Raw genomic sequence first — 21,703 nt, forward strand, 5'->3', positions numbered from 1 at the left:
GAACAGCAAACCATTGTACTGCCGGGATAATTTCAGAAAGGCACCTTATTCACTTCCTGTCCCGCACAGCTTAACTATTCGCTAAAATGCAGCATAAACGCAAATTTTACGCGTTATTGTCTGAAAACCCATGACAGTACACAACAGCGGATCGCAAATCGCAACCCACTGGAGTGTAACCCGCGAATGTCATTAGACAAGACTGGAAGTGGCGCTTAACCTGATACTTTGATGATTAATTAACATTGCTGTCTATTTTTTAATCACACGCGTAACCACTAGCCGCCCGATATAGCCTGCTGCTATAATGCGCAGCGAAGATCTGACCAGGGTCTGATAAATTCTGCCCGACCGTGCCCTATCTGTTATGGTCGCACTAACGCAGACATTTTTGGCATGGGCAGCCGTTTTATTAATGACATGTACAGGAAGTACGTGGAATCCCGCGCCACACCAAGCCAAAAATGACAAGAGAAACAAACCTACGGAAAATCTATGCTAGATAGCCTGCTTGTCATATTACTGCTAATCGCGATCAGTGCCTTTTTCTCCCTGTCGGAGATTTCGCTGGCTGCCGCCCGAAAAATTAAACTTAAACTGTTGGCCGATGAGGGCAACATTAACGCGCAACACGTGTTGAAGATGCAGGAAACGCCCGGCATGTTCTTTACCGTGGTGCAGATTGGCCTGAATACCGTGGCTATTCTCGGCGGTATCGTCGGTGATGCCGCCTTCTCTCCTGCTTTCCGCACGCTGTTTGAGCGATTAGCCCCACCGGAACTGGCAGAACAGTTGAGTTTTATCTGTTCATTTACCCTTGTCACCAGCTTCTTTATTCTGTTTGCCGATTTAACCCCAAAACGTATCGGCATGATTGCGCCGGAGGCTATTGCGCTGCGCATTATCAATCCGATGCGCTTTTGCCTGATGATTTTCCGTCCGCTGGTGTGGTTCTACAACGGCATGGCGAATATGATTTTTCGCCTGTTTAAAATTCCGATGGTGCGCAGAGATGACATCACCTCTGATGATATCTATGCGGTGGTGGAAGCCGGTGCGCTGGCCGGGGTACTGCGTAAGCAGGAGCATGAGCTGATTGAGAACGTGTTTGAGCTTGAATCACGTACCGTGCCCTCTTCAATGACCTCGCGCGAGAATATCGTCTGGTTTGATCTGCACGAAGATGAAAACAGCCTGAAAGAGAAAATTGCCCGCCATCCGCACTCAAAATTTCTGGTTTGTAATCAGGATATTGACCATATCGTTGGCTATGTGGACTCCAAAGAGCTGTTGCTGCGCGTGCTCGGCAATCAAAGCATGACGCTGAGCAGCGGCGTGCAGATTCGCTCGGCATTAATCGTACCGGACACCCTGACGTTGTCTGAGGCGCTGGAGAGTTTTAAAACCGCCGGTGAAGACTTTGCGGTCATCATGAACGAATATGCACTGGTGGTGGGGATTATCACGCTGAATGACGTCATGACCACGCTGATGGGCGATCTGGTCGGTCAGGGCATGGAAGAGCAGATTGTTGCCCGTGACGAGAACTCCTGGCTGGTTGAAGGCGGTACGCCGATTGATGATGTTATGCGCGTGCTGGATATCGATGACTTCCCGCAGTCCGGTAACTACGAAACCATTGGCGGTTTTATGATGTATATGCTGCGCAAAATCCCGAAACGTACCGATTTCGTAAAGTTTGCCGGCTATAAATTTGAAGTGGTAGATATCGACAGCTATCGCATCGATCAGTTACTGGTGACACGTATCGTTGAACGCCCGGTTTCTACGATTACGCTGCCAAAAGCGGTTGAAGCCGAAGAGTAAACCAGGCAGGGATAAAAACATCAAGGGAGCCGATGAGGGCTCCCATGGGTTGCTTCATAAACCCGGATGCAGTGGCGGCATATTGATTGCCGCCGGTCTCAGTTAAACTCAGTCTGTAATCTCAGAACCTGGCGATTAACTTCCGACATAACGCTATAGTGCTGCTTATCTTTGATGCGCGGGATAAGAATTTTACCCTTATCGAATTCAAACGCACCGACATCCTTGATATACAGCCTTCCTCTGAACAGCGTTTTTACATACTTTGCGACCTGCAATGGGTTGTAACGCTGGAATATTTTCATTCTGTACTAGCTCCTGACAGTTAAGTCCTTCACTACGCTTCGTCGTGGCCAAATTCGGTACGAACTCCTGAAGCGCAAATTGCTGAAAAATTATAGAACAACATTCCTTACCGTGGTTCCGAAAAGCGAACTTTTTTACTGAACTGACATAACATTACAGAATAGTCTGTTAATTACGTCATGCTATTCAGTATAAACCTTCACTCAGCATGGATTTGTGCAGCATGCCGCAAAGCTGACAGTTCGATGCGACAGACGCATCATCCACGCTTATTATTGCAGAATCATGACCAAGTGGTCGGATCACCTGAATATCGGAGTCATAATGATTACTGCCCGCTGTTTAGCCATTGCTCTGTCACTGTTACTGCCGCTCAGTGCCGGTGCTCATAACTTTGTAGAGGGGCAACGCGTAGCCCCGGTCGGCATCGCCGATAAGGGCGAACTTTCCTGGCAACAAGATCAGTTTAGTTATAAAAACTGGAACAGCGCCCAGCTCAGTGGAAAAGTGCGGGTCATCCAACATATTGCCGGTCGGTCTTCAGCCAAAGAGGCAAATGCGGCGCTGATTGAAGCGATCAAAGCCGCTCAGCTGCCGCACGATCGCTATCAGACCACGACAATAGTGAATACCGATGACGCAATTCCCGGCACCGGTATGTTTGTCCGTAGCAGCATTGAAAGTAATAAAAAGCAGTATCCGTGGTCGCAGTTTATTGTCGACAGTAATGGCGCGGCAAAACAGGCATGGCAACTGGAGAAAGGCGGATCGGCGATTGTGGTGCTGGATAAACAAGGAACCGTGCGTTACGCAAAAGATGGCGCGTTGACGCAGGATGAAGTGAAACAGGTAATTGCCTTACTGCATAACTTGTTGAAGTGATGGATTAAAAGAACGCCTTAACATCACCTTTCGGTAAAGGCGGCGTTTTCGCCGCCCGTGATACGGTCAGAAAATCGACACCCGGAACCCCGGGTTCAGGAATGACTCGCGCGGGGTATAGTCCAGCGTCTGGCCTTTCCAGTCATGCACATGGGCTCCGGCAGCAATAGCCACCGCATGGCCTGCGCCGGTATCCCAGATATTGGTTGGCCCAAAACGTGGATACAGCTGCGCTTTGCCTTCCGCCACCAGGCAGAACTTCAGCGAAGAGCCAATGGCGGTAGTCTGATGCTCGCCCATCTGGTCCAGATACTCTTTCAGTTCTTCATCAGAGCTGGCATGAGAACGGCTAATCACCACCAGCGGTGGACGCGCATCGCGTACCTGAATCTGCTCCTGATGGCCGCCCTCTTCTTTCCATGCCTTACCAGCCGCCGCCGAATACATCACGCCAATCGCTGGCGCATAGACCACACCCAGCACCGGAACACCCTTATCAATCAGGGCAATATTCACGGTAAATTCGCCGTTGCGCTTAATGAACTCTTTGGTGCCGTCCAGCGGGTCAACCAGCCAGTAGCGCTGCCAGTGCTGACGCACCTCCCAGCTTGCGGGATCCTCTTCCGACAACACCGGAACATCCGGCGTCAGTGAACTTAACCCCTGTACAATCACTTGATGTGCCGCGATATCCGCTGCGGTAACCGGAGAATCATCAGACTTGTGAGAAACGTCAAGCGGTGCCTGGCCATCGTATACCTGCATAATGGCCTCGCCCGCTTCACGCGCCAGCTGGCAAATTTGCTCTAACATTTTTCACCTCATGATTTCATTCGTTGTAGCGAACACTATGCAGATCATAGCAGTTTGTCACCGTTCGCTGATTAAACTCAGTGTATTCCGTGACGGATACCATGACATATTTTTCCGTGGCAGATCACAATATTGTGAGATTAAACGTAATGTTTTCAGCGTATTTTGAGATCCTAAGTAAATTATGCTGGATGTAATTAACGGGAGAATGGAATGTTTAAGCCTTGCATGACGCTGCTGGCAGTGATGGTAGCAACCACGGTAAATGCCGCGACGGTCGATCTGCGTATTCTGGAAACCACCGATCTGCACAGCAATATGATGGACTTCGATTACTACAAAGATACACCGAGTGAGAAATTCGGGCTGGTACGCACCGCCACCCTGATCGAAGCGGCGCGTCAAGAGAGTAAAAACAGCGTGCTGGTCGATAATGGTGACATTATTCAGGGCAGTCCGCTTGGCGACTACATGGCAGCAAAAGGGCTGAAACAGGGTGATATTCATCCGGTATACAAAGCGATGAATACTCTTGATTACAGCGTCGGTAATCTCGGCAATCACGAATTCAACTACGGCCTCGATTATCTGCACAAAGCAATCAGCGGTGCGCGTTTTCCCTATATCAATGCCAACGTGATTGATGTGAAAAGCGGTAAACCGCTGTTTACGCCCTTTCTGATCGAGCCGCTTGAGGTCACTGACCGCGAGGGTAAGACGCACCAGCTTAAAATTGGCTATATCGGCTTTGTGCCACCACAAATCATGGTGTGGGATAAAGCCAATCTGCAGGGCAAAGTGACGGTTGACGATATCACCGAAACTGCGCGTAAGTGGGTGCCGGAAATGCGTAAACAGGGCGCGGATATTGTGGTCGCCATTCCGCACTCCGGGCTTTCCAGTGAGCCATACAAAGCGTTAGCGGAAAACTCTGTTTACTATCTCAGCCAGGTGCCGGGCATTGATGCGATTATGTTTGGTCACGCCCATGCGGTTTTCCCCAGCGAAGATTTCGCCGCGATTAAGGGTGCGGATATCAGCCAGGGCACGCTGAATGGTATCCCGGCGGTCATGCCGGGGATGTGGGGCGATCATCTCGGCGTGGTCGATATGGTGCTCGATAACCACGGTGGCAAATGGCAGGTCAGCAGCGCCAAAGCAGAAGCGCGCCCGATTTATGATAAAACGGCGAAAAAGTCGCTGGCAGCAGAAGATCCGGCGCTGGTGAAGGTTCTGGCTGACGATCATCGCGCAACCCGCGAATTTGTCAGTAAACCGATCGGTAAATCGGCTGACGTGATGTACAGCTATCTGTCATTGGTGCAGGCCGATCCTACCGTACAGATCGTTAATAAAGCGCAGATTGATTATGTAAAACATTATATTCAGGGCGATCCTGACCTGGCGAATCTGCCGGTATTGTCTGCCGCCGCGCCGTTTAAGGCCGGCGGACGCAAAAACGATCCGGCCAGCTATGTGGAAGTGGAAAAGGGTCAGCTGACCTTCCGTAACGCCGCCGATCTCTATCTTTACCCCAACACGCTGGTGGTGATGAAAGTCAGCGGAGAGCAGGTGAAAGAGTGGCTGGAGTGTTCTGCCGGACAGTTCAATCAGATAGATGCCAATAGCGGCAAACCGCAATCGCTGATTAACTGGGATTTCCGCACCTATAACTTCGACATGATCGATGGCGTCAGTTATCAGATTGATATCACCCAACCGGCGCGCTATGACAGTGAGTGCCAGCTGATTAATGCCGACGCTTCACGTATTAAACAGTTGACCTGGCAGGGCAAGCCGGTTGATCCAAAGGCGACATTCCTGGTGGCAACCAACAACTATCGCGCCTATGGCGGCAAGTTTGCCGGTACTGGCGATCAATATGTGGCATTTGCTTCACCGGATGAAAACCGCTCGGTGGTTGCGGCCTGGATCAGCGCCGAGAGCAAAGCACGGGGAGAAGTGAACCCGCAGGTGAATAATAACTGGCGACTGGCAGCCATTGACAGCAAGCAACCACTGGATATTCGATTCGAAACTTCACCGACGGACAAGGCAACGGCGTTTATTCAGCAGCACGCGCAGTATCCGATGACGCAGAAAGGGAGTGATGACATCGGTTTTGCCATCTGGAGCCTGGATCTCAGCAAGCATTAACAGAACGGGCGGCGTGATTACATCGCCGCCCGCAACCTGCAAGATTACAGAATCTCTAACAGCTCAACTTCGAACACCAGGGTGCTCAGAGGTGGGATGGATGCACCGGCGCCGCGCTCGCCGTAAGCCAGGTTGTGTGGGATCACCAGCTCCCATTTGGAGCCAACTGGCATCAGGGTCAGTGCTTCAATCCAGCCAGCGATAACGCCGCTGACCGGGAATTCTGCTGGTTCGCCACGCTGTACTGAACTGTCGAATACGCTGCCATCGATCAGTTTACCGGTGTAATGCACGCGTACGCGATCCTGACGGGATGGAATCGCACCGTCGCCCTGCTTAATCACGCTGAATTGCAGACCTGACTCGGTGCTGCTGACGCCTTCACGCTTCAGGTTCTCTTCAAGGAATTTCTGACCTTCAACCGCCATTGCCTGCTGACGTTCGCTGCGAACTGCATCAGCACGCTCGTGAACTTCGCGCAGTGCGCGATGCACCACATCAACAGGAACTGCTGGCGCATTCCCTTCCAGCGCATCGCGCAGACCTGCCAGCAATGCTTCTGGCTGCAGACCCTGCAGTCCGGACTCCAGCAACTGCTGGCCAACCTGTAAACCGATACCGTAACTTGCTTGCGCTTCGACGCTGTCAAAAGAAGGGGTTGTCATGAATTTTCCTTTCATCATTGATATAAATGAAGGCAGAGCATAACAGCGCAAGCTCTGAGGGTAAAATCCCACGTGCCAGTGGATGACTTTTGCCGCAGAAACAGAAACAATAGCAACTCATATAATTAATAACGCCCATAGCGTCACGTATCTGGCTTGTGCTTGTCACATCAAACAGTTAGCAGGTTATAATATAAACCTGCCGTTTACTAATGCGTCATTCTGGGTTAACGAGGTTAGTTACATGGGGAGAATTGCCCCGCGGCAAAGGAAACGCCTGCCGTTTTACCATCCGGTGTTAAAGATGTGGATGGCAAACCGCAAACCATTTGCACAAGCAGCGCAACCGGAGGATGAAATGACTCCTGAGAATTCTTCATCACGCAGCCAGTCAGTGCTGAGTAAAATCTGGCATCTGGCCGATAATCTGCGCTTTATGGATCCGCTACCGTCTGCTCATCGCCGTGGCATTATCCTGGCGCTACTGGTGATGCTGCTGGCATTTCTCTGGCCGTCCTCATCGTCTCAAGGCCCGTCATCGCGTCCTGCGCTGCAAAGCGGCGGCAATGAAGTACCGTTGCAGGCGGATATTTATAATAACGACAATAATCAGACTGCCTCTCCACCAGCGCAGCCAGAAGCCGATTCATCGGACGAATGGCGCAGCTACCAGATAGCTGCCGGCCAGACGCTGGCTCAGTTATTCCGCGATAATAATTTGCCGGTCAGTGATGTATTCGCGATGGCGCAAGTGGAAGGTGACGATAAGCCGCTGAGTAATCTGCAGGCGGGTCAGAAAGTCAAATTGCTGCTGAATGCGCAAAGCATGGTGACCGAACTGGAAATCGAAACGACGGACAATCAGTCAGTTCGCTTTATCCGTGGTGCCGATGGCGCCTTTACCCGTACGCGCTAACGGGACAGTTGCTCTGACAAATAATCGCGCAGTACGATCGCATGATTGTGCTGCGCATCTTTACTGCCATACAGCAGCACTATCTTTTTCTTTTGCTTAAGCAGCGTCAGCAACCTGTCGCAGGCATCGCCCTGTGCCAGCTCATTACGGTAATAATCAACAAACTCCGCCCATCTTTCAGGCTCGGCGTGAAACCATTTGCGTAGATCGCTGCTCGGTGCCACATCTTTAAACCACGCCACGCCTTCCAGACGCGCTTTACTGATACCGCGCGGCCACAGGCGGTCGATAAGAAAAGTGTGAGGGGAGAAAGGCGCATGCGCGTCATACACGCGGGTAAGACAAATAGCGTCGGACATCGGGCCTCCAGGTAGACAACTATCTACTCAATGATAGTTTATTTCCGGGGCCGGAAATGCAAAACGCTGGCACAAGGCCAGCGTTTTACGTGTTAACTAAAGTGTTAATTCAGCGACAAGCGCGAATTAAGCTTCAGCAACTACATTCACGATCAGTTTTGCGAATACTTCGCTGTGAACCTGGAAGTCCACTTCGTGCTCACCGGTGGTGCGCAGAACGCCGTTCGGCAGACGAACTTCGCTCTTAGCCACTTCAACGCCAGCTGCAGTTACAGCGTCAGCGATGTCGCGGGTACCGATGGAACCGAACAGTTTACCTTCGTCGCCTGCTTTAGACGCGAGGGTAACGGTGCCCAGTGCATTGATTTTCTCAGCGCGTGCATTAGCTGCAGACAGAACGTCAGCCAGTTTGGCTTCCAGTTCTGCACGACGTGCTTCGAAGAACTCAACGTTTTTCTTAGTAGCAGGAACAGCTTTGCCCTGTGGTACCAGGAAGTTACGAGCGTAGCCCGCTTTAACGTTAACCTGATCACCCAGGCTGCCCAGGTTTGCTACTTTATCAAGCAGAATAACTTGCATTACCATATCCTCTTAAAGTCGTTAATGGACAGTTGCCGATTACTGATGACGATCAGTGTACGGCAGCAGAGACAGGTAACGCGCGCGCTTGATAGCACGAGCCAGCTGACGCTGGTATTTAGCGCGAGTACCGGTGATACGGCTCGGTACAATCTTACCGCTTTCAGTGATGTAGTTTTTCAGCGTTGCGATATCTTTATAATCGATCTCTTGAACGCCTTCCGCGGTGAAACGGCAGAACTTGCGACGACGGAAATAACGTGCCATTTGGCTAGTCTCCAGAATCTATCAATCTAATCTGCTCGGCATGTAACACAATCTTGCTGAGGCCATTGCGCCCTTGATGGCAACTAATGAAACCTTCCACAGTGAGTTGCGTGCCGACCGTTATACTTTGAGTAATGACCTGATGCGTCGTGCCACTTAAAATGATGGGCATACGACACCAGGCTTGCCGAATAAATCCGGCTTCTTCCTGCTGCGAGCGGTGCTCAAGCACAAACTGGCAGTGTGGAATACCTGACGGGCTAATTTTTCGAACCGGCGTCTTGCACACAGTGCCAGACAGGCGCAGTCGATTTGCCGTCAAGGTTGATTACTCTTCAGAATCCCCAGCATCTGCATCATCAGAGGTTTCGTTAGCAAAATCTTCACGACGCTCACGGCGCTCGTCTTTCGCTTTAACCATCGGAGATGCTTCGGTAACCGCGTTTTTAACGCGCATAACCATGCTACGGATAACGGCGTCGTTGAAGCGGAAGTTAGTTTCCAGCTCATCGATCACAGACTGAGGAGCTTCAACGTTCAGCAGAACGTAGTGTGCTTTGTGCAGTTTGTTGATCGGGTAAGCCAGCTGACGACGGCCCCAGTCTTCCAGACGGTGAATCGTGCCTTCTGCACCAGTGATAGCACCAGTGTAACGCTCGATCATGCCCGGAACCTGTTCGCTTTGGTCAGGGTGAACCATAAAAACGATTTCGTAATGACGCATCGAATTTGCTCCTTACGGATTATTCAGCCTCCTGTCAGGGTCAACCGCGGCCCATGGAAGCAAGGAACGTTGTTTAAGTGCGGCTGAAAAATTGACGCGTAATCATACTGGCGTAGCCTGGGAAACTCAAGGTGCCTGATGAATTAAATATTGCGGAGAGTTCGGGGTAAGCGCTGTTTATTTTTTACACAGCAACTAAACTGATTGATGGAGGAATAAACGGCCCTGACCTTCGCGCCAGGTTTAGTACGCAGCAACTGTATGGTGGAGTCGATGATGAACAACATCGCTATTGCCACTTTACTCGGTCTCTTCCTGTCTACCACCGCCATTGCCAGCACCACCGACTGTGCGCAGCAGATTAGAAGTCACGGTAGCAAAGCGGCAGCAAATTATGAGTATATCAACCGTATCGCCACGCCGACCGGTAACCATGAGCGCGCCAATATCTCCGCGCCCCGCCAGTTATCGCAACAGCTGTGAACCACGGATATCAAGGCCGGAGCCGTTTCCGGCCTTTTTTTCTGTCTGGCATTACAAGTGATGCTTAAAGAAGGCGACAATTGCGGTTAACGCTGGCGGTGAAATGCGATGCCCCATTCCTTTTTCGGTTATAAAGGTCAGACGCTGGTCAAGCGACGCTTCGCGCAGCGCTTTTTCCAGCCGCACGGTTTCTGCTACCGGCACGACCTCATCCGCTTCGCCGTGCCACAACAGCAACGGACGATTCGCCAGCTTCTCCAGCTGATGGCTGACATCATACTCCGCCAGCGGCGCTAACCGCTGCGCCAGCGCCTGCTGTTGATCCGGCGTGCGCGCCTCCAGCGGCGGAAACAGCGAATGGCTGAGCGAGCTAAAATAACCCGAGCCCATCATACAGGCGACGCTGTTAATCTGCGGATAACGCGCCATGGCTCCCAGCGCCGTCATCCCACCCATTGAGGCACCGGCGACGCCAAACCGGCCTTCGGCAATCAGATCCTGCTGGCGCAGCGCCGCTTCAAGCTGTGGCAACTCGTCAATATTACGGCGCAGAATTTCCCAGAAATGCGTCAGCCGAAAGTCGCTATCGCCGTCATAGCGCGCGCCATGCTGATCGGCATCGGGCAGTACTACGCGAAAACCAGCCTGCGCCAACGCAACGGCAAAGTACGAATAGACCTCTTTCGACGAAGTAAAGCCGTGATAAAAAATGATGGTCGGCAGCGCCTGCTGCTGTTTTCCGGCCGGTGTGGCATGCAGACACTCAATACCCGCCAGCAACGCCGTTCCAATCTCAATCATTCTGCCTCCGTGATCTCAGGGACCGCACTTAAGGTTTGATCTGTTATGCAGTGTTAGTTCTCACAGCGCTGCATGTGTGCCAAATACCGTTAATTTATAAGCTGTTGCAGCTGGCGATTATTACAAATTGATTAAATCTTCTTTTCCATAGCCTTTGTAGGGTAAACCCTGGCCGTTTTTTGCCGTTGTACTTTGCTCTAATAATTCCTCTATAAGGCAATACTATGAAACGTCTTTCACTCAGCAAATGGAGTTTGGGAGTAAAGCTGTCTGTACTGACGTCATTTAGCGTGGCGATACTGTTTTTCATTCTCACGCTGTCATTAACCCACAACGCCGCAAAACAGCTGGAAACCTTAACCCTGGGTAATATGCAAAACCAGGTCGCGGGCATCGGTGATATGGCCGGCATGTTTAACGCCACCCTGAGCGAAGAGGTAGCCAATTATACCCGGCTGTTCCAGAGCTTTCTGCCGGAACAATTCAGCCGTGACAGCACGCAGATGATTACCGTCGGCAGTGAAACAACACCGACCCTGCGTGCCGGCGAGAAAACCTTAAACCTGGATGAAGGCACGGTAGATGACTTTATGCAGCGCACCGGCGCGATTTCGACGATTTTTGTCCGTCAGGGTGACGACTATATCCGCATCGCTACCTCCTTGCGCAAAGAGGATGGCGCGCGCGCGATGGGCATCCGGCTGGATCGCAGCAGCCCGGCCTGGGCACTGGCTAACCAGGGAAAAACCTTCCGCGGCCTTGCCCTTCTGTTTGGTAAACGTTATATCACCCAGTATCAGCCGCTGAGGGACAACAGTGGCGAAGTGATCGGCATCCTGTTTGTCGGCGTCGATATCACTTCACAGTTCAATCTGATGCGCGAAAAGGTGCTGAATAAGACACTGGGCGACAGTGGTTATTTCAGCGTGATTAACGGCGCCGCCGGGAAAGCTCAGGGCCAGTTTCTGTTCCACCGCAGCCGCGAAGGCAGCCAGCCAGCCTGGTCTGCCACAGTGCAACAGCAGCTGTTGCAACAATCGCAAGGCACGATGGAAGCCATTAATCTTCAGGGAGAAAGCCAGATTATTGTCTGGCAGCAGCTGCCCGGCTGGAGTTGGGTTATCGTCGGTGAAGTCAGTAAAGCCAGCCTGCTGGCACCGATTAACGCCACACGTAATACCTTCCTGCTGATTGGTCTGGCGCTGGTGATGATATTTGCGCTGAGCTTCGTCTGGATTACCCGCCGCTGGTTAAGTCATCCGCTGCAACAGGTGATAGCGCTGGCGCAGCATTATGCCGCAGGTAACCTGCAGGCGACGCTGGCAACCGAACGTCAGGACGAGGTGGGTCAGCTGATTCACGCAATTAACGGAATTGGTGACGGGCTGGAACGCATTGTCTCGCAGGTACGTCACGCCGCTGAAGAGATCAGCTTCGCGACTGATGCTATCGCCGCCAGCAGTGGAAATATCAGCGAGCAGATTTCACGTCAGGCCAGTAGCGTAGAAGAGACCTCTGCCAGCATGGAGCAACTGGGCGCGACGGTAGAACAGAATGCCGATAACGTCTCGCAGGCGCTGACGCTGGTGGCTGAAGCCGCTAATGCGGTACAGCACGGTGGTGATACCGTAACACGCTCAGTGAACACCATGTCAGCGATTAACGTTTCATCGCAGAGCATTGCCGATATCACTCATGTTATCGAATCGATTGCTTTCCAGACCAATATCCTGGCACTGAACGCGGCGGTAGAAGCGGCACGCGCCGGTGAACACGGCAAAGGCTTTGCGGTCGTCGCGGCCGAAGTCCGGGCGCTGGCGCAGCGCAGCGCGCAGGCAGCAAAAGAGATCGACGGCCTGATTGAGAATTCAATCAGCAAGGTAACGGAAGGCCATAAGCTGTCGGAACAGACCCGCGAAGCAATGGAGAATATCGTCATCCGCATTGAGCAGGTTAAAGCGCTGATGGGCGAGATTGATGTGGCATCCCATGAACAGTCAGCCGGTATCGGCCAGGTGAATATTGCGATGTCGCAGATTGGTCAGGCGACGCATCACAACACCGAAATGGTGGCGCAGTCGGAGCAGATCGCCAGTGAACTGAGTCAGAAAGGGCACCATCTCAATCAGTTAGTCAGCGTGTTTACACTTAAAGGATAACTCTTGCGCGGTGATGGCATAAACTTAATGCCATCACCGTCGGGAGAAATCGGTATGCGTTTCGTCATTCAGCTGTTGGCAGCGCTGTTACTGAGTGGATGCAGCGCTTTACACACCACGCCTCAGCCGCCGCCCGCCGCGACATCTCAGGCACAGCAAATTACCCGCGCCCAGAGTCTCAGCCTGACCCGTCTTGGCAATATTAGCGCTACCGTGCGCGGCTCTCCGGATGATGCTGAGCGCGCCATCGCAGCGAAAGCCAATGCGCTGGGCGCGACTTACTATCACATCATTATGGTCAGTGAAACGGTAGTGCCGGCGATGTGGTATGCCACCGCGACGCTGTACGGTCCGTCAGCCGCCAGTCGCCCGCTGCAGTAGTCGCGCACAGTTATCCTCGCTCAGCGTGCTGGCTCCGCGCGCATCCAGCGCCTGACGACACCAGGCATCGGCCAGCGGTGGTTCGAGATATTTCAGCAGCTGTGCCGCCACTGCCAGCCGGAACAATAGGCTGGTAATATCACGCGCCTGCACCTCTTGCGGATGAGCCAGCCGTAATTTCAACTGCCGCCAACGACTGTCGAAGTGGCGATTAACACCTTTCACCGCTTCAAACTCGCGGTTCAGCATCTCTGTAATGCCGGACTGCCTGGTCAGCACCCGCAGCACATCAAGGCACATCACATTCCCCGAGCCTTCCCAGATACTGTTGACCGGCATTTCACGATACAGACGTGGCAGTTCGCTCTCTTCGCAATAGCCAATTCCACCGAGCACTTCCATCGCTTCAGCCACAAAAGCAATGCCGCTTTTGCAGATTGCGTATTTGACCACTGGAGTGAACAGACGGCTGAAAGCGCGCTCATGCTGATTCGCTGGCGTTGACCAGGCACGCGCCAGCCGCATCAATAACGCGGTCTGTCCTTCCAGCTGCAACGCCTGTGCGCTCAATACCTGCCGCATCAGCGGTTGATCGACCAGATTTTTCCCCATCACCTGCCGCTGATGAGCGTGATACAGCGCGACCGACAATGCGCGCCGCATCTGCCCATGGCTTCCCAGCGCGCAATCAAAACGGGTGTAACCACCCATTTTCAGGATTTGCCGCACACCATCGCCCTCTTCTCCCAACAGCCAGCCGGTGGCATTGCAGAACTCGACTTCGCTACTGGCGTTGGCGCGATTTCCGAGCTTTTCTTTCAACCGCTCGATGCGAATTGCGTTACGGCTGCCATCCGGCAGCAGACGCGGCATAAAGAAGCAGCCAGGCCCGCCTGACGTCTGCGCCAGCACCAGATGCGCATCGCTTTGCGGCACCGAAAAAAACCATTTATGGCCGGTGAGATAATAGATTTCGCCATTACCACGCGAGGCCTGCGGCTGCGCGATGGTGGTGTTGCTCAGTACATCGGTTCCGCCCTGTTTCTCGGTCATTCCCATGCCAATCAACAGACCGCGTTTTTGATCGCCAGGTTGCGCATGCGCATCGTAACGATCCGACAACAGCCCCGGCAGCCAGCTGTGAAACGCGGCTGGCAGGCTCTGTTGCAATAATGGAATCGCGCCAAAGGTCATGGTTATTGGGCACAGGGTGCCAGCTTCAACCTGGGCATGCTGGATAAAGCGAGCTGCACGGGCAACAAATGCTCCCGGTCGCGCATCCGCCTGCCAGCACAGGTTGTGTACCCGATTGGCACACAGCCCCTGCATCAGCAAATGCCACGACGGGTGAAAGCGCAGTTCATCAATTCGCTCACCGCAGGGGTCGTAGCGCAGTAGCTCGGGTGGCCAGGCGTTCGCCAGACGCCCCAACTCCAGCGACTCAGCACTACCCAACTGTTGTCCAACCGATGCCTGTAATTCGCCGTCCCATTCCGCGCCTTCGCGTATCAGAGCCTCGCGCAGCGGCGTATCAGACAGAAACAGATTACTGTTGCTGAGTGGGCGTGGTTGATTAAAAACGGTGTGCGTGTTCCACGTCATTTTTTCTCCCTCATGATCCCTGGCGGATACCGTAGTATGAAACCTGAGAGAAAAAATGCCCGAAAGCGGGAAGAGATTCGGGGCGTAGGTCACGCCCCCGAGGGATTACTTACTGGTACGTTGACGCACGGCTTCAAACAGACAGATACCGGTGGCAACGGAAACGTTAAGCGAAGAGACGCTGCCCGCCATTGGAATGCTGATTAACTCATCACAATGTTCACGCGTCAGACGGCGCATGCCTTCGCCTTCCGCGCCCATCACCAGCGCCATTGGGCCAGTCATTTTGCTCTGGAACACGGTGTGATCTGCTTCACCAGCGGTACCGACGATCCAGACATTCGCTTCCTGCAACACCCGCATCGTGCGCGCGAGGTTGGTGACGCGAATCAGCGGCACATTTTCTGCCGCGCCGCTGGCGACTTTTTTCGCCGTCGCGTTCAGCTGAGCGGAACGGTCTTTCGGCACGATCACCGCATGCACACCGGCAGCGTCGGCGCTGCGCAGGCAGGCACCAAGATTATGCGGGTCAGTCACACCGTCGAGAATCAACAGAAACGGCTGATCAAGACCGGCAATCAGGTCTGGCAGGTCGCCTTCCTGATACTGGCGGCCCGGCTTAACGCGGGCGACAATCCCCTGATGAACCGCACCTTCGACTTTGCTATCCAGCCACTGACGGTTTGCCACCTGGATCACGATACCCTGAGCTTCCAGCGCCTTAATCAACGGTTGTAAGCGGCGGTCATCGCGCCCTTTCAGAATAAAAACTTCCTGAAAACGCTGTGGATCGCTATCAAGCAGCGCCTGTACGGCGTGGATACCAAAAACAATTTCACTCATGTGTTTAACTCGATAATCAATTTGCGGGCGGCGAAACCGCCGCCCCTACAGGGTGCCGAACTATCCGGACCGCGTGTTATGCGCTGGTGTCACTTTTGTTTTTTGCTGCGCGTTTGGCTTTTGTCGCGGCGGCGATTTTACGGGTTTTATCCGACGGAGTTTTGGCTTTTTTCTCTTTTTTCGCCTTACTGCCGCTTTTGGCTTTGCTCTCGTCCGCTTTAGCCGGGCGGAACGCGCTGTCAGCTTCGAAATTCGCCCCTTTACGCACTTCCCGACGGCGCTTGCCCCCGTTCTTCGCCGTGCCTTTTTTGGCACGATCGCGTTCGGTTTTGCCTTCGCCGCGTGGCTTACGCTGGCTTGAGATCAGCGCAAAATCAATCTTACGCTCATCCATATGCACCGCTTCAACCCGCACTTCAACGGTATCGCCCAGACGGTAAGTCTGGCCGCCAGACTCACCAATCAGGCGCTGGCCTACCGCGTCAAAGCGATAGTAGTCATTGTCGAGCGTCGACACGTGCACCAGACCGTCAATAAACAGATCGATCAGGCGCACAAAGAAGCCGAATCCGGTGACGCTGGCGATCACGCCGGTAAAGGTCTGCCCGACCTGATCCTGCATGAAGTCACATTTCAGCCAGTCGGCAACATCACGCGTGGCTTCGTCGGCACGACGTTCCGCCATCGAGCAGTGCTGACCCAGCTGCAACATCTGTTGCAGATCGTAATGGTAACCGCCGGTTGGCGTGGTATTACCCTGCAGCGTACCCTGCTCACGCGCCAGCAGATACTTGATCGCCCGGTGCAGCAGCAGGTCGGGATAGCGACGGATTGGCGAGGTAAAGTGCGCATAAGAGGAGAGCGCCAGGCCGAAGTGCCCACGGTTTTCCGGATCGTATACCGCCTGCTTCATCGAGCGCAGCAGCATAGTTTGCAGCATTTCATGATCGGGACGATCGGCAATCTGCGTCAGCAGTTCCGCATAGTCGACAGGCTGCGGTTTAGCGCCGCCGCTTAGCGACAGGCCCAGCTCACTCAGTACGGTACGGAAACTTTTGATATTGTCGTCACTTGGACGATCGTGATCGCGGAACAGTGCCGGTTCGTTATGCTTTTCAACAAAACGTGCCGAAGCAATGTTCGCCAGAATCATGCACTCTTCGATCAGTTTATGCGCATCATTACGCACCGTGTGTTCAATGCGTTCAATGCGACGTTCAGCGTTAAAGATAAACTTCGCTTCTTCTGAATCGAACGAGATACCACCGCGTTGGGAACGTGCCACTTCCAGCACTTTATACATGCTGTACAGCTCTTCCAGGTGCTTAACCTGCGAATGATACTGATCGCGCAGCGCTTGTTCGCCATCAAGAATATGCCAGACCTTGGTGTAGGTCAGGCGGGCATGTGAACGCATTACCGCTTCGTAGTGCTTGTAGCCGGTCAGCTTACCCTGCGCGGAAATCGTCATCTCGCACACCATACACAGGCGATCGACCTGCGGATTCAGTGAGCACAGACCGTTGGACAGCACTTCCGGCAGCATCGGTACTACCTGCGACGGGAAGTAAACTGAGGTGCCACGGTTAACCGCTTCGGCATCCAGTGCGGTGCCAGGACGCACATAGTAACTGACGTCAGCAATCGCAACCCACAAGCGCCAGCCGCCACCGCGTTTCTTCTCGCAGTAAACCGCATCATCGAAGTCACGGGCATCTTCACCATCAATGGTAACCAGCGGCAAGTCGCGCAGATCGACGCGGCCTTTTTTCGCTTCTTCCGGCACTTCTTCGCTTAATTTTGCAATTTCAGCTTCAACCTGCTCAGGCCAGCCACTCGGAATTTCATGAGTGCGCAGCGCCATATCGACCGCCAGGCTGGTGCCCATATTGTCGCCCAGCACTTCGACGATCTGACCAATGGCTTTGGTACGGCGCGTTGGGCGCTGTGCCAGTTCCACCACCACCACCGAGCCCATGCGTGCGCCCATAATTGATTCAGGCGGAATCAAAATATCGAAGCTCAGACGGCTGTCATCCGGCACGACAAATCCGGCACCGGCGTCGGTAAAGTAGCGGCCAACAATCTGATTGTTACGCGGCTCAAGCACCCGCACCATCCGCGCTTCGCGGCGGCCTTTACGGTCTGCACCCATCGCCTGAGCGAGGATCACATCACCGTGCATACAGACTTTCATCTGCTCAGCAGAGAGGTACAGGTCATCTTTCTGGCCTTCAATGCGCAGGAAGCCATAGCCATCGCGATGGCCAATCACTTTACCGCGCAGTAAGTCCAGTCGCTCTGGCAGCGCATAGCACTGGCGACGGGTAAACACTAATTGCCCGTCGCGCTCCATCGCGCGCAGGCGACGACGCAGTGCTTCAAGTTGTTCTTCTCCCACCATTCCCAGTTCATTTGCCAGCTCTTCGCGGCTGGCCGGTTTCTCACGTTTGTCTAAGTGAGACAGGATAAATTCACGGCTGGGAATAGGGTTTTCGTATTTTTCAGCTTCTCTTTCCTGAAAAGGATCTTGTGACATATCGGTTCCTCCGTTGTCATCTGCCACTGATTGAAGGTCGTTCAACCAGCAGTAATTTGTAGAGCGGGTGGTTGTCTTCCACGAGGTCGGCGAGGGTATATTTGTCCAGCTCCTGCAAGAAACACTGTACCGCATCGTACAGCGCTTTTTTTAGCCTGCAGGCCGACGTGATATGACAGAACTCACTGCTGCAGTTAACCAGTTGCAGAGGCTCCATCTCACGGACGACTTCACCAATAATAATCTGCGCGGCGGGTCTGCCCAACCGTATGCCGCCGTTTTTACCGCGCACCGCAGTAACATAACCTGAACGGCTCAGTTGATTAATGATTTTGACCATGTGATTACGTGACACATTGTACGTCTCGCTCACCTCAGTAATGCTGGTCATCTGGTCAGCAGGCAGTGACGCAAGAAATATCAGCGCGCGCAGGCCGTAATCTGTAAAACTTGTTAGCTGCAAATTTACCTCAGTGAATCACCGGCGTGGCATCTTCCGCTCTGATGCATTTTCTCTAAATGATGATAAACCAGCCCATCAAATTCAGGGCATTTTTTTAAGCAACTCTCCCCATCATATTTCAATCCGCAGGCATATTGACTGCGAATCAGCTGCTTTTGGGGTTGTCGGTTGAAGTGAAAGTGGCAGGAATTGCTGGCAGAAGGGAGCATGAAGCCGAATGAACAAAGGCCGGACAGTGTCCGGCCGGTGCTGAGATTATGCGTCAAACGGGTCGCGCAGAATCATGGTTTCACTACGGTCCGGGCCAGTAGAAATAATATCAATCGGCACACCGGTGACTTCTTCAATGCGCTTGATGTAGTCAAGCGCAGCTTGTGGCAGACCTTCTACGGTTTTCACGCCGAAGGTGCTTTCGCTCCAGCCAGGCATGGTTTCGTAAATTGACTCAATGCCTTCCCAACCTTCAGCCGCCAGCGGAGTGGTGGTCACTTCGCGGCCATCTGGCATACGGTAAGCCACACAGATTTTCACTTCTTTCAGACCATCCAGCACGTCCAGTTTGGTCAGGCAGAAACCGGACAGGGAGTTGATCTGCACCGCACGGCGTACCGCGACCGCATCCAGCCAGCCGGTGCGACGACGACGGCCAGTGGTTGCGCCAAACTCGTTGCCCTGCTTACACAGGAACTCACCGGTTTCGTCAAACAGTTCAGTCGGGAATGGGCCTGCACCGACACGCGTGGAGTAAGCTTTGACGATGCCCAGCACGTAATCAACATAACGCGGGCCAAGGCCAGAACCGGTCGCCACGCCACCTGCGGTGGTGTTAGATGAGGTCACATACGGATAGGTACCGTGGTCGATATCCAGCAGCGTACCCTGCGCACCTTCGAACATCACCAGATCGCCACGCTGACGCGCGCCATCCAGCAGATCAGAAACGTCAACAACCATGCCCGTCAGGATGTCGGCAATTGCCATCACATCGTTCAGCACAGTATCGTAATCAACCGCTTCTTCTTTGTAGTAGTTCACCAGCGTAAAGTTGTGATATTCCATCACTTCTTTCAGCTTAGCGGCAAAGGTTTCTTTGTTAAACAGGTCACCAACGCGCAGGCCGCGGCGGGCAACTTTATCTTCGTAAGCCGGGCCAATACCGCGACCGGTGGTGCCGATAGCTTTCGCACCGCGTGCTTTTTCACGCGCGACATCCAGTGCCACATGGTATTGCAGAATCAGCGGACAAGCTTCTGAGAGCAGCAGACGTTCACGTACCGGGATACCACGATCTTCCAGGCCTTTCATCTCTTTCATCAGCGCAGCAGGAGACAGCACCACACCGTTGCCGATGATGCTGGTCACGTTATCACGCAGGATGCCAGATGGAATTAAATGGAGGACGGTTTTTTCACCGTTGATGACTAGCGTATGGCCAGCGTTATGACCGCCTTGATAACGCACAACGTATTTCGCGCGCTCAGTCAGAAGGTCAACAATCTTACCTTTACCTTCGTCACCCCATTGGGTGCCCAGTACGACTACGTTCTTACCCATTTCTCAAAATCACCGATTGCTTAAAAATGGATTCTACCATCGTAATTTTCGTCTTTCAGCACTTTTAGCATACGATTGCGGAGTTTTTTTTCACCAGAGAGCTGGCGTTAAGAAACCCCCTGGATATGGGTGCTGATCAGGTAATAGATCACTACACCTGCCACTACCAACCCACCACCAAAACGTCGCAGCAGCTGATCCGGCAGTTGGGTCATTGACTGAATCATGCTACGCCACGCCCGCGGAAATAGCATTGGGCCCAATCCTTCCAGTACCAGCACTAAAGCCAGCGCCAGCCATATCGTCGAGTTCATGTTGCTTCCAATAAAAAAAGGGCCGGAATAATTTCCGGCCCACAGAGTTGTTGCAGTGACGATTAACGCGTTGCGTTAGACGGTGACTTCATAAAGCGGAAGAAATCACTTTCCGGGCTCAGCACCATCACGTCCTGGTTGCTGTTAAAGCTGCTGTCGTAAGCACGCAGGCTACGAATAAAGGCGTAGAAGTCTGGATCCTGACTGAATGCATTAGCAAACAGTTTGGCCGCTTCTGCATCGCCTTCACCGCGGGTAATCAGTGCCTGACGCTGCGCTTCTGCCAGCGTACGGGTCACTTCATAATCCGAGGTCGCACGCAGTTTTTCTGCCTCTTCCTGGCCTTGTGAACGCTGACTACGCGCTACCGCTTCACGTTCTGCACGCATACGGTTGTAAATCGCGTCAGAGACTTCAGTTGGCAGGTTGATCTGCTTAATACGCACATCCACCACCTGAATACCCAGCGCTGCCATACTGTTCGGGTTAATCGCTGGCTCTTTGCTGTTGGTTTCGATCTCAACGCGTGCTGCTGCTGATGCAATCGCATCATCTGCGGCCGGCGTCGCGACTTCATCATCGCTACCCGCACTACCGGTATTCAGCGCATCACGCACGTCGGTGGTCAGACGGCCACGCGAGTCGGTGACGATATCTTTCACATCCAGACGGCCCATCTCAGAACGCAGACGATCACTAAACTTACGTTTTAACAGCACTTCCGCCTGAGAAACGTCACCACCACCGGTTGCCAGGTAGTAGCGGCTGAAATCACTGATGCGCCATTTGATATAAGAATCAACGATCAGATCTTTCTTCTCTTTGGTAACAAAGCGGTCTGCCTGGTTATCCATGGTCTGGGTACGCGCATCGAGCGTCTTCACCGATTCGATAAATGGAATCTTAAAGTGCAGACCCGGCGACACCACCAGTGGTTTGTTCTCATCGTCGCGCAGAACTTTACCAAAGCGCATGACAATGCCACGCTGGCCTTCCTGCACGATATACAGTGACGCGTACAGCACCACCAGCACAACAATCAATAATACGATTAATGGCTTACGCATCG

The 21,703-nt window shown here is 53.1% G+C and carries 23 protein-coding genes; 7 read left to right on the plus strand and 16 right to left on the minus strand.

All coding sequences use genetic code 11. The annotated features are described in order from the left end of the window. Positions 1-495: 495 nt before the first annotated feature. Positions 496-1,827 (plus strand): hemolysin family protein, encoded by a 1,332-nt coding sequence (locus tag RIN69_RS19925; RefSeq protein WP_313854036.1) that lies wholly within the window; start codon positions 496-498, stop codon positions 1,825-1,827. 98 nt (positions 1,828-1,925) lie between these two features. On the opposite strand, the gene RIN69_RS19930 is transcribed toward RIN69_RS19925, so the two are convergent. Then, a complete protein-coding gene (locus RIN69_RS19930) occupies positions 1,926-2,132 on the minus strand; it encodes a DUF1107 domain-containing protein (protein ID WP_052898849.1) in 207 nt (68 codons plus the stop codon). A 325-nt stretch (positions 2,133-2,457) separates the two neighbouring features. Here RIN69_RS19930 and RIN69_RS19935 point away from each other — a divergent pair, with 325 nt between their 5' ends. Next, positions 2,458-3,015: a YtfJ family protein gene (locus RIN69_RS19935; protein WP_313854038.1), complete on the plus strand. Its 558-nt coding sequence runs from the start codon at positions 2,458-2,460 to the stop codon at positions 3,013-3,015. Positions 3,016-3,081: 66 nt separating this feature from the next. Here RIN69_RS19935 and cysQ read toward each other — a convergent pair whose 3' ends face one another. Further along, the gene (gene cysQ, locus RIN69_RS19940; protein WP_313854040.1) at positions 3,082-3,828 is read right to left on the minus strand and encodes a 3'(2'),5'-bisphosphate nucleotidase CysQ; all 747 of its coding nucleotides are present in this window, start codon (positions 3,826-3,828) and stop codon (positions 3,082-3,084) included. A gap of 213 nt (positions 3,829-4,041) precedes the next feature. Between cysQ and RIN69_RS19945 the strand changes: the two genes are divergently transcribed. Next, positions 4,042-5,985, plus strand: a complete 1,944-nt coding sequence (locus tag RIN69_RS19945; protein WP_313854043.1) for a bifunctional 2',3'-cyclic-nucleotide 2'-phosphodiesterase/3'-nucleotidase — start codon at positions 4,042-4,044, stop codon at positions 5,983-5,985. A 44-nt stretch (positions 5,986-6,029) separates the two neighbouring features. Here RIN69_RS19945 and fklB read toward each other — a convergent pair whose 3' ends face one another. Then, positions 6,030-6,650 carry an FKBP-type peptidyl-prolyl cis-trans isomerase gene (gene fklB / locus RIN69_RS19950; protein ID WP_313854045.1) on the minus strand — a complete coding sequence of 207 codons (621 nt, stop codon included), beginning with the start codon at positions 6,648-6,650 and terminating at the stop codon, positions 6,030-6,032. A gap of 244 nt (positions 6,651-6,894) precedes the next feature. On the opposite strand from fklB, the gene RIN69_RS19955 reads away from it, so the two are divergent. Continuing rightward, positions 6,895-7,566 (plus strand): OapA family protein, encoded by a 672-nt coding sequence (locus RIN69_RS19955; protein ID WP_390902430.1) that lies wholly within the window; start codon positions 6,895-6,897, stop codon positions 7,564-7,566. Here RIN69_RS19955 and RIN69_RS19960 read toward each other — a convergent pair. The 5 genes from RIN69_RS19960 to rpsF all read right to left on the minus strand — a co-directional run bounded on the left by RIN69_RS19960 (position 7,563) and on the right by rpsF (position 9,495). Continuing rightward, positions 7,563-7,925 carry a DUF488 domain-containing protein gene (locus RIN69_RS19960; RefSeq protein WP_313854048.1) on the minus strand — a complete coding sequence of 121 codons (363 nt, stop codon included), beginning with the start codon at positions 7,923-7,925 and terminating at the stop codon, positions 7,563-7,565. The two genes, RIN69_RS19955 and RIN69_RS19960, sit on opposite strands and share 4 nt — an antisense overlap. Before the next feature lie 126 nt (positions 7,926-8,051). Next, the gene (rplI, locus tag RIN69_RS19965; RefSeq protein ID WP_313854049.1) at positions 8,052-8,504 is read right to left on the minus strand and encodes a 50S ribosomal protein L9; all 453 of its coding nucleotides are present in this window, start codon (positions 8,502-8,504) and stop codon (positions 8,052-8,054) included. A gap of 39 nt (positions 8,505-8,543) precedes the next feature. Further along, the gene (gene rpsR, locus RIN69_RS19970; protein WP_000135199.1) at positions 8,544-8,771 is read right to left on the minus strand and encodes a 30S ribosomal protein S18; all 228 of its coding nucleotides are present in this window, start codon (positions 8,769-8,771) and stop codon (positions 8,544-8,546) included. A 4-nt stretch (positions 8,772-8,775) separates the two neighbouring features. Next, positions 8,776-9,093, minus strand: a complete 318-nt coding sequence (priB, locus tag RIN69_RS19975) for a primosomal replication protein N (RefSeq protein ID WP_313854050.1) — start codon at positions 9,091-9,093, stop codon at positions 8,776-8,778. A gap of 6 nt (positions 9,094-9,099) precedes the next feature. Further along, positions 9,100-9,495 (minus strand): 30S ribosomal protein S6, encoded by a 396-nt coding sequence (gene rpsF / locus RIN69_RS19980; RefSeq protein WP_052898843.1) that lies wholly within the window; start codon positions 9,493-9,495, stop codon positions 9,100-9,102. A gap of 273 nt (positions 9,496-9,768) precedes the next feature. On the opposite strand from rpsF, the gene RIN69_RS19985 reads away from it, so the two are divergent. Beyond that, a complete protein-coding gene (locus RIN69_RS19985; protein WP_390902442.1) occupies positions 9,769-9,978 on the plus strand; it encodes a hypothetical protein in 210 nt (69 codons plus the stop codon). Positions 9,979-10,029: 51 nt separating this feature from the next. On the opposite strand, the gene yjfP is transcribed toward RIN69_RS19985, so the two are convergent. After that, positions 10,030-10,779, minus strand: coding sequence for an esterase (gene yjfP / locus RIN69_RS19990; RefSeq protein ID WP_313854051.1), 750 nt, complete (start codon positions 10,777-10,779; stop codon positions 10,030-10,032). A 224-nt stretch (positions 10,780-11,003) separates the two neighbouring features. On the opposite strand from yjfP, the gene RIN69_RS19995 reads away from it, so the two are divergent. Further along, a complete protein-coding gene (locus tag RIN69_RS19995; RefSeq protein ID WP_313854053.1) occupies positions 11,004-12,938 on the plus strand; it encodes a methyl-accepting chemotaxis protein in 1,935 nt (644 codons plus the stop codon). A 54-nt stretch (positions 12,939-12,992) separates the two neighbouring features. Further along, positions 12,993-13,319, plus strand: coding sequence for a biofilm peroxide resistance protein BsmA (bsmA, locus tag RIN69_RS20000; protein WP_313854054.1), 327 nt, complete (start codon positions 12,993-12,995; stop codon positions 13,317-13,319). On the opposite strand, the gene RIN69_RS20005 is transcribed toward bsmA, so the two are convergent. From RIN69_RS20005 to hflC, 7 genes are all read right to left on the minus strand, one after another. Continuing rightward, positions 13,293-14,921 (minus strand): isovaleryl-CoA dehydrogenase, encoded by a 1,629-nt coding sequence (locus RIN69_RS20005; protein ID WP_313854058.1) that lies wholly within the window; start codon positions 14,919-14,921, stop codon positions 13,293-13,295. The genes bsmA and RIN69_RS20005 overlap by 27 nt on opposite strands. 105 nt (positions 14,922-15,026) lie before the next feature. Further along, positions 15,027-15,764, minus strand: a complete 738-nt coding sequence (rlmB, locus tag RIN69_RS20010) for a 23S rRNA (guanosine(2251)-2'-O)-methyltransferase RlmB (protein WP_052898838.1) — start codon at positions 15,762-15,764, stop codon at positions 15,027-15,029. A 76-nt stretch (positions 15,765-15,840) separates the two neighbouring features. Beyond that, positions 15,841-18,303, minus strand: a complete 2,463-nt coding sequence (rnr, locus tag RIN69_RS20015; protein WP_313854061.1) for a ribonuclease R — start codon at positions 18,301-18,303, stop codon at positions 15,841-15,843. A 16-nt stretch (positions 18,304-18,319) separates the two neighbouring features. Next, complete coding sequence (gene nsrR, locus RIN69_RS20020) at positions 18,320-18,766, minus strand: nitric oxide-sensing transcriptional repressor NsrR (protein WP_313854062.1); 447 nt, start codon at positions 18,764-18,766, stop codon at positions 18,320-18,322. Positions 18,767-19,021: 255 nt separating this feature from the next. After that, entirely contained in the window at positions 19,022-20,320 is a 1,299-nt protein-coding gene (locus RIN69_RS20025; RefSeq protein WP_313854064.1) for an adenylosuccinate synthase, read from the minus strand. Positions 20,321-20,427: 107 nt separating this feature from the next. Further along, positions 20,428-20,634, minus strand: a complete 207-nt coding sequence (locus RIN69_RS20030; protein ID WP_313854066.1) for a DUF2065 domain-containing protein — start codon at positions 20,632-20,634, stop codon at positions 20,428-20,430. Positions 20,635-20,696: 62 nt separating this feature from the next. Beyond that, on the minus strand, positions 20,697-21,701 hold the full coding sequence (hflC, locus tag RIN69_RS20035; protein ID WP_313854068.1) for a protease modulator HflC: 1,005 nt from the start codon (positions 21,699-21,701) through the stop codon (positions 20,697-20,699). Positions 21,702-21,703: the final 2 nt, after the last annotated feature.

The sequence above is a fragment of the Winslowiella toletana genome (genome assembly GCF_032164335.1).
Classification (GTDB): Bacteria; Pseudomonadota; Gammaproteobacteria; order Enterobacterales; family Enterobacteriaceae; genus Erwinia; species Erwinia toletana_A.

What these genes read in the sequence shown, in the direction of transcription:
- RIN69_RS19925 (WP_313854036.1), top strand. Translation starts at nt 496, where the DNA reads ATGCTAGATAGCCTGCTTGTCATATTACTGCTAATCGCGATCAGTGCC.
- RIN69_RS19930 (WP_052898849.1), bottom strand. Translation starts at nt 2,132, where the DNA reads ATGAAAATATTCCAGCGTTACAACCCATTGCAGGTCGCAAAGTATGTA.
- RIN69_RS19935 (WP_313854038.1), top strand. Translation starts at nt 2,458, where the DNA reads ATGATTACTGCCCGCTGTTTAGCCATTGCTCTGTCACTGTTACTGCCG.
- cysQ (WP_313854040.1), bottom strand. Translation starts at nt 3,828, where the DNA reads ATGTTAGAGCAAATTTGCCAGCTGGCGCGTGAAGCGGGCGAGGCCATT.
- RIN69_RS19945 (WP_313854043.1), top strand. Translation starts at nt 4,042, where the DNA reads ATGTTTAAGCCTTGCATGACGCTGCTGGCAGTGATGGTAGCAACCACG.
- fklB (WP_313854045.1), bottom strand. Translation starts at nt 6,650, where the DNA reads ATGACAACCCCTTCTTTTGACAGCGTCGAAGCGCAAGCAAGTTACGGT.
- RIN69_RS19955 (WP_390902430.1), top strand. Translation starts at nt 6,895, where the DNA reads ATGGGGAGAATTGCCCCGCGGCAAAGGAAACGCCTGCCGTTTTACCAT.
- RIN69_RS19960 (WP_313854048.1), bottom strand. Translation starts at nt 7,925, where the DNA reads ATGTCCGACGCTATTTGTCTTACCCGCGTGTATGACGCGCATGCGCCT.
- rplI (WP_313854049.1), bottom strand. Translation starts at nt 8,504, where the DNA reads ATGCAAGTTATTCTGCTTGATAAAGTAGCAAACCTGGGCAGCCTGGGT.
- rpsR (WP_000135199.1), bottom strand. Translation starts at nt 8,771, where the DNA reads ATGGCACGTTATTTCCGTCGTCGCAAGTTCTGCCGTTTCACCGCGGAA.
- rpsF (WP_052898843.1), bottom strand. Translation starts at nt 9,495, where the DNA reads ATGCGTCATTACGAAATCGTTTTTATGGTTCACCCTGACCAAAGCGAA.
- RIN69_RS19985 (WP_390902442.1), top strand. Translation starts at nt 9,769, where the DNA reads ATGATGAACAACATCGCTATTGCCACTTTACTCGGTCTCTTCCTGTCT.
- yjfP (WP_313854051.1), bottom strand. Translation starts at nt 10,779, where the DNA reads ATGATTGAGATTGGAACGGCGTTGCTGGCGGGTATTGAGTGTCTGCAT.
- RIN69_RS19995 (WP_313854053.1), top strand. Translation starts at nt 11,004, where the DNA reads ATGAAACGTCTTTCACTCAGCAAATGGAGTTTGGGAGTAAAGCTGTCT.
- bsmA (WP_313854054.1), top strand. Translation starts at nt 12,993, where the DNA reads ATGCGTTTCGTCATTCAGCTGTTGGCAGCGCTGTTACTGAGTGGATGC.
- RIN69_RS20005 (WP_313854058.1), bottom strand. Translation starts at nt 14,921, where the DNA reads ATGACGTGGAACACGCACACCGTTTTTAATCAACCACGCCCACTCAGC.
- rlmB (WP_052898838.1), bottom strand. Translation starts at nt 15,764, where the DNA reads ATGAGTGAAATTGTTTTTGGTATCCACGCCGTACAGGCGCTGCTTGAT.
- rnr (WP_313854061.1), bottom strand. Translation starts at nt 18,303, where the DNA reads ATGTCACAAGATCCTTTTCAGGAAAGAGAAGCTGAAAAATACGAAAAC.
- RIN69_RS20025 (WP_313854064.1), bottom strand. Translation starts at nt 20,320, where the DNA reads ATGGGTAAGAACGTAGTCGTACTGGGCACCCAATGGGGTGACGAAGGT.
- RIN69_RS20030 (WP_313854066.1), bottom strand. Translation starts at nt 20,634, where the DNA reads ATGAACTCGACGATATGGCTGGCGCTGGCTTTAGTGCTGGTACTGGAA.
- hflC (WP_313854068.1), bottom strand. Translation starts at nt 21,701, where the DNA reads ATGCGTAAGCCATTAATCGTATTATTGATTGTTGTGCTGGTGGTGCTG.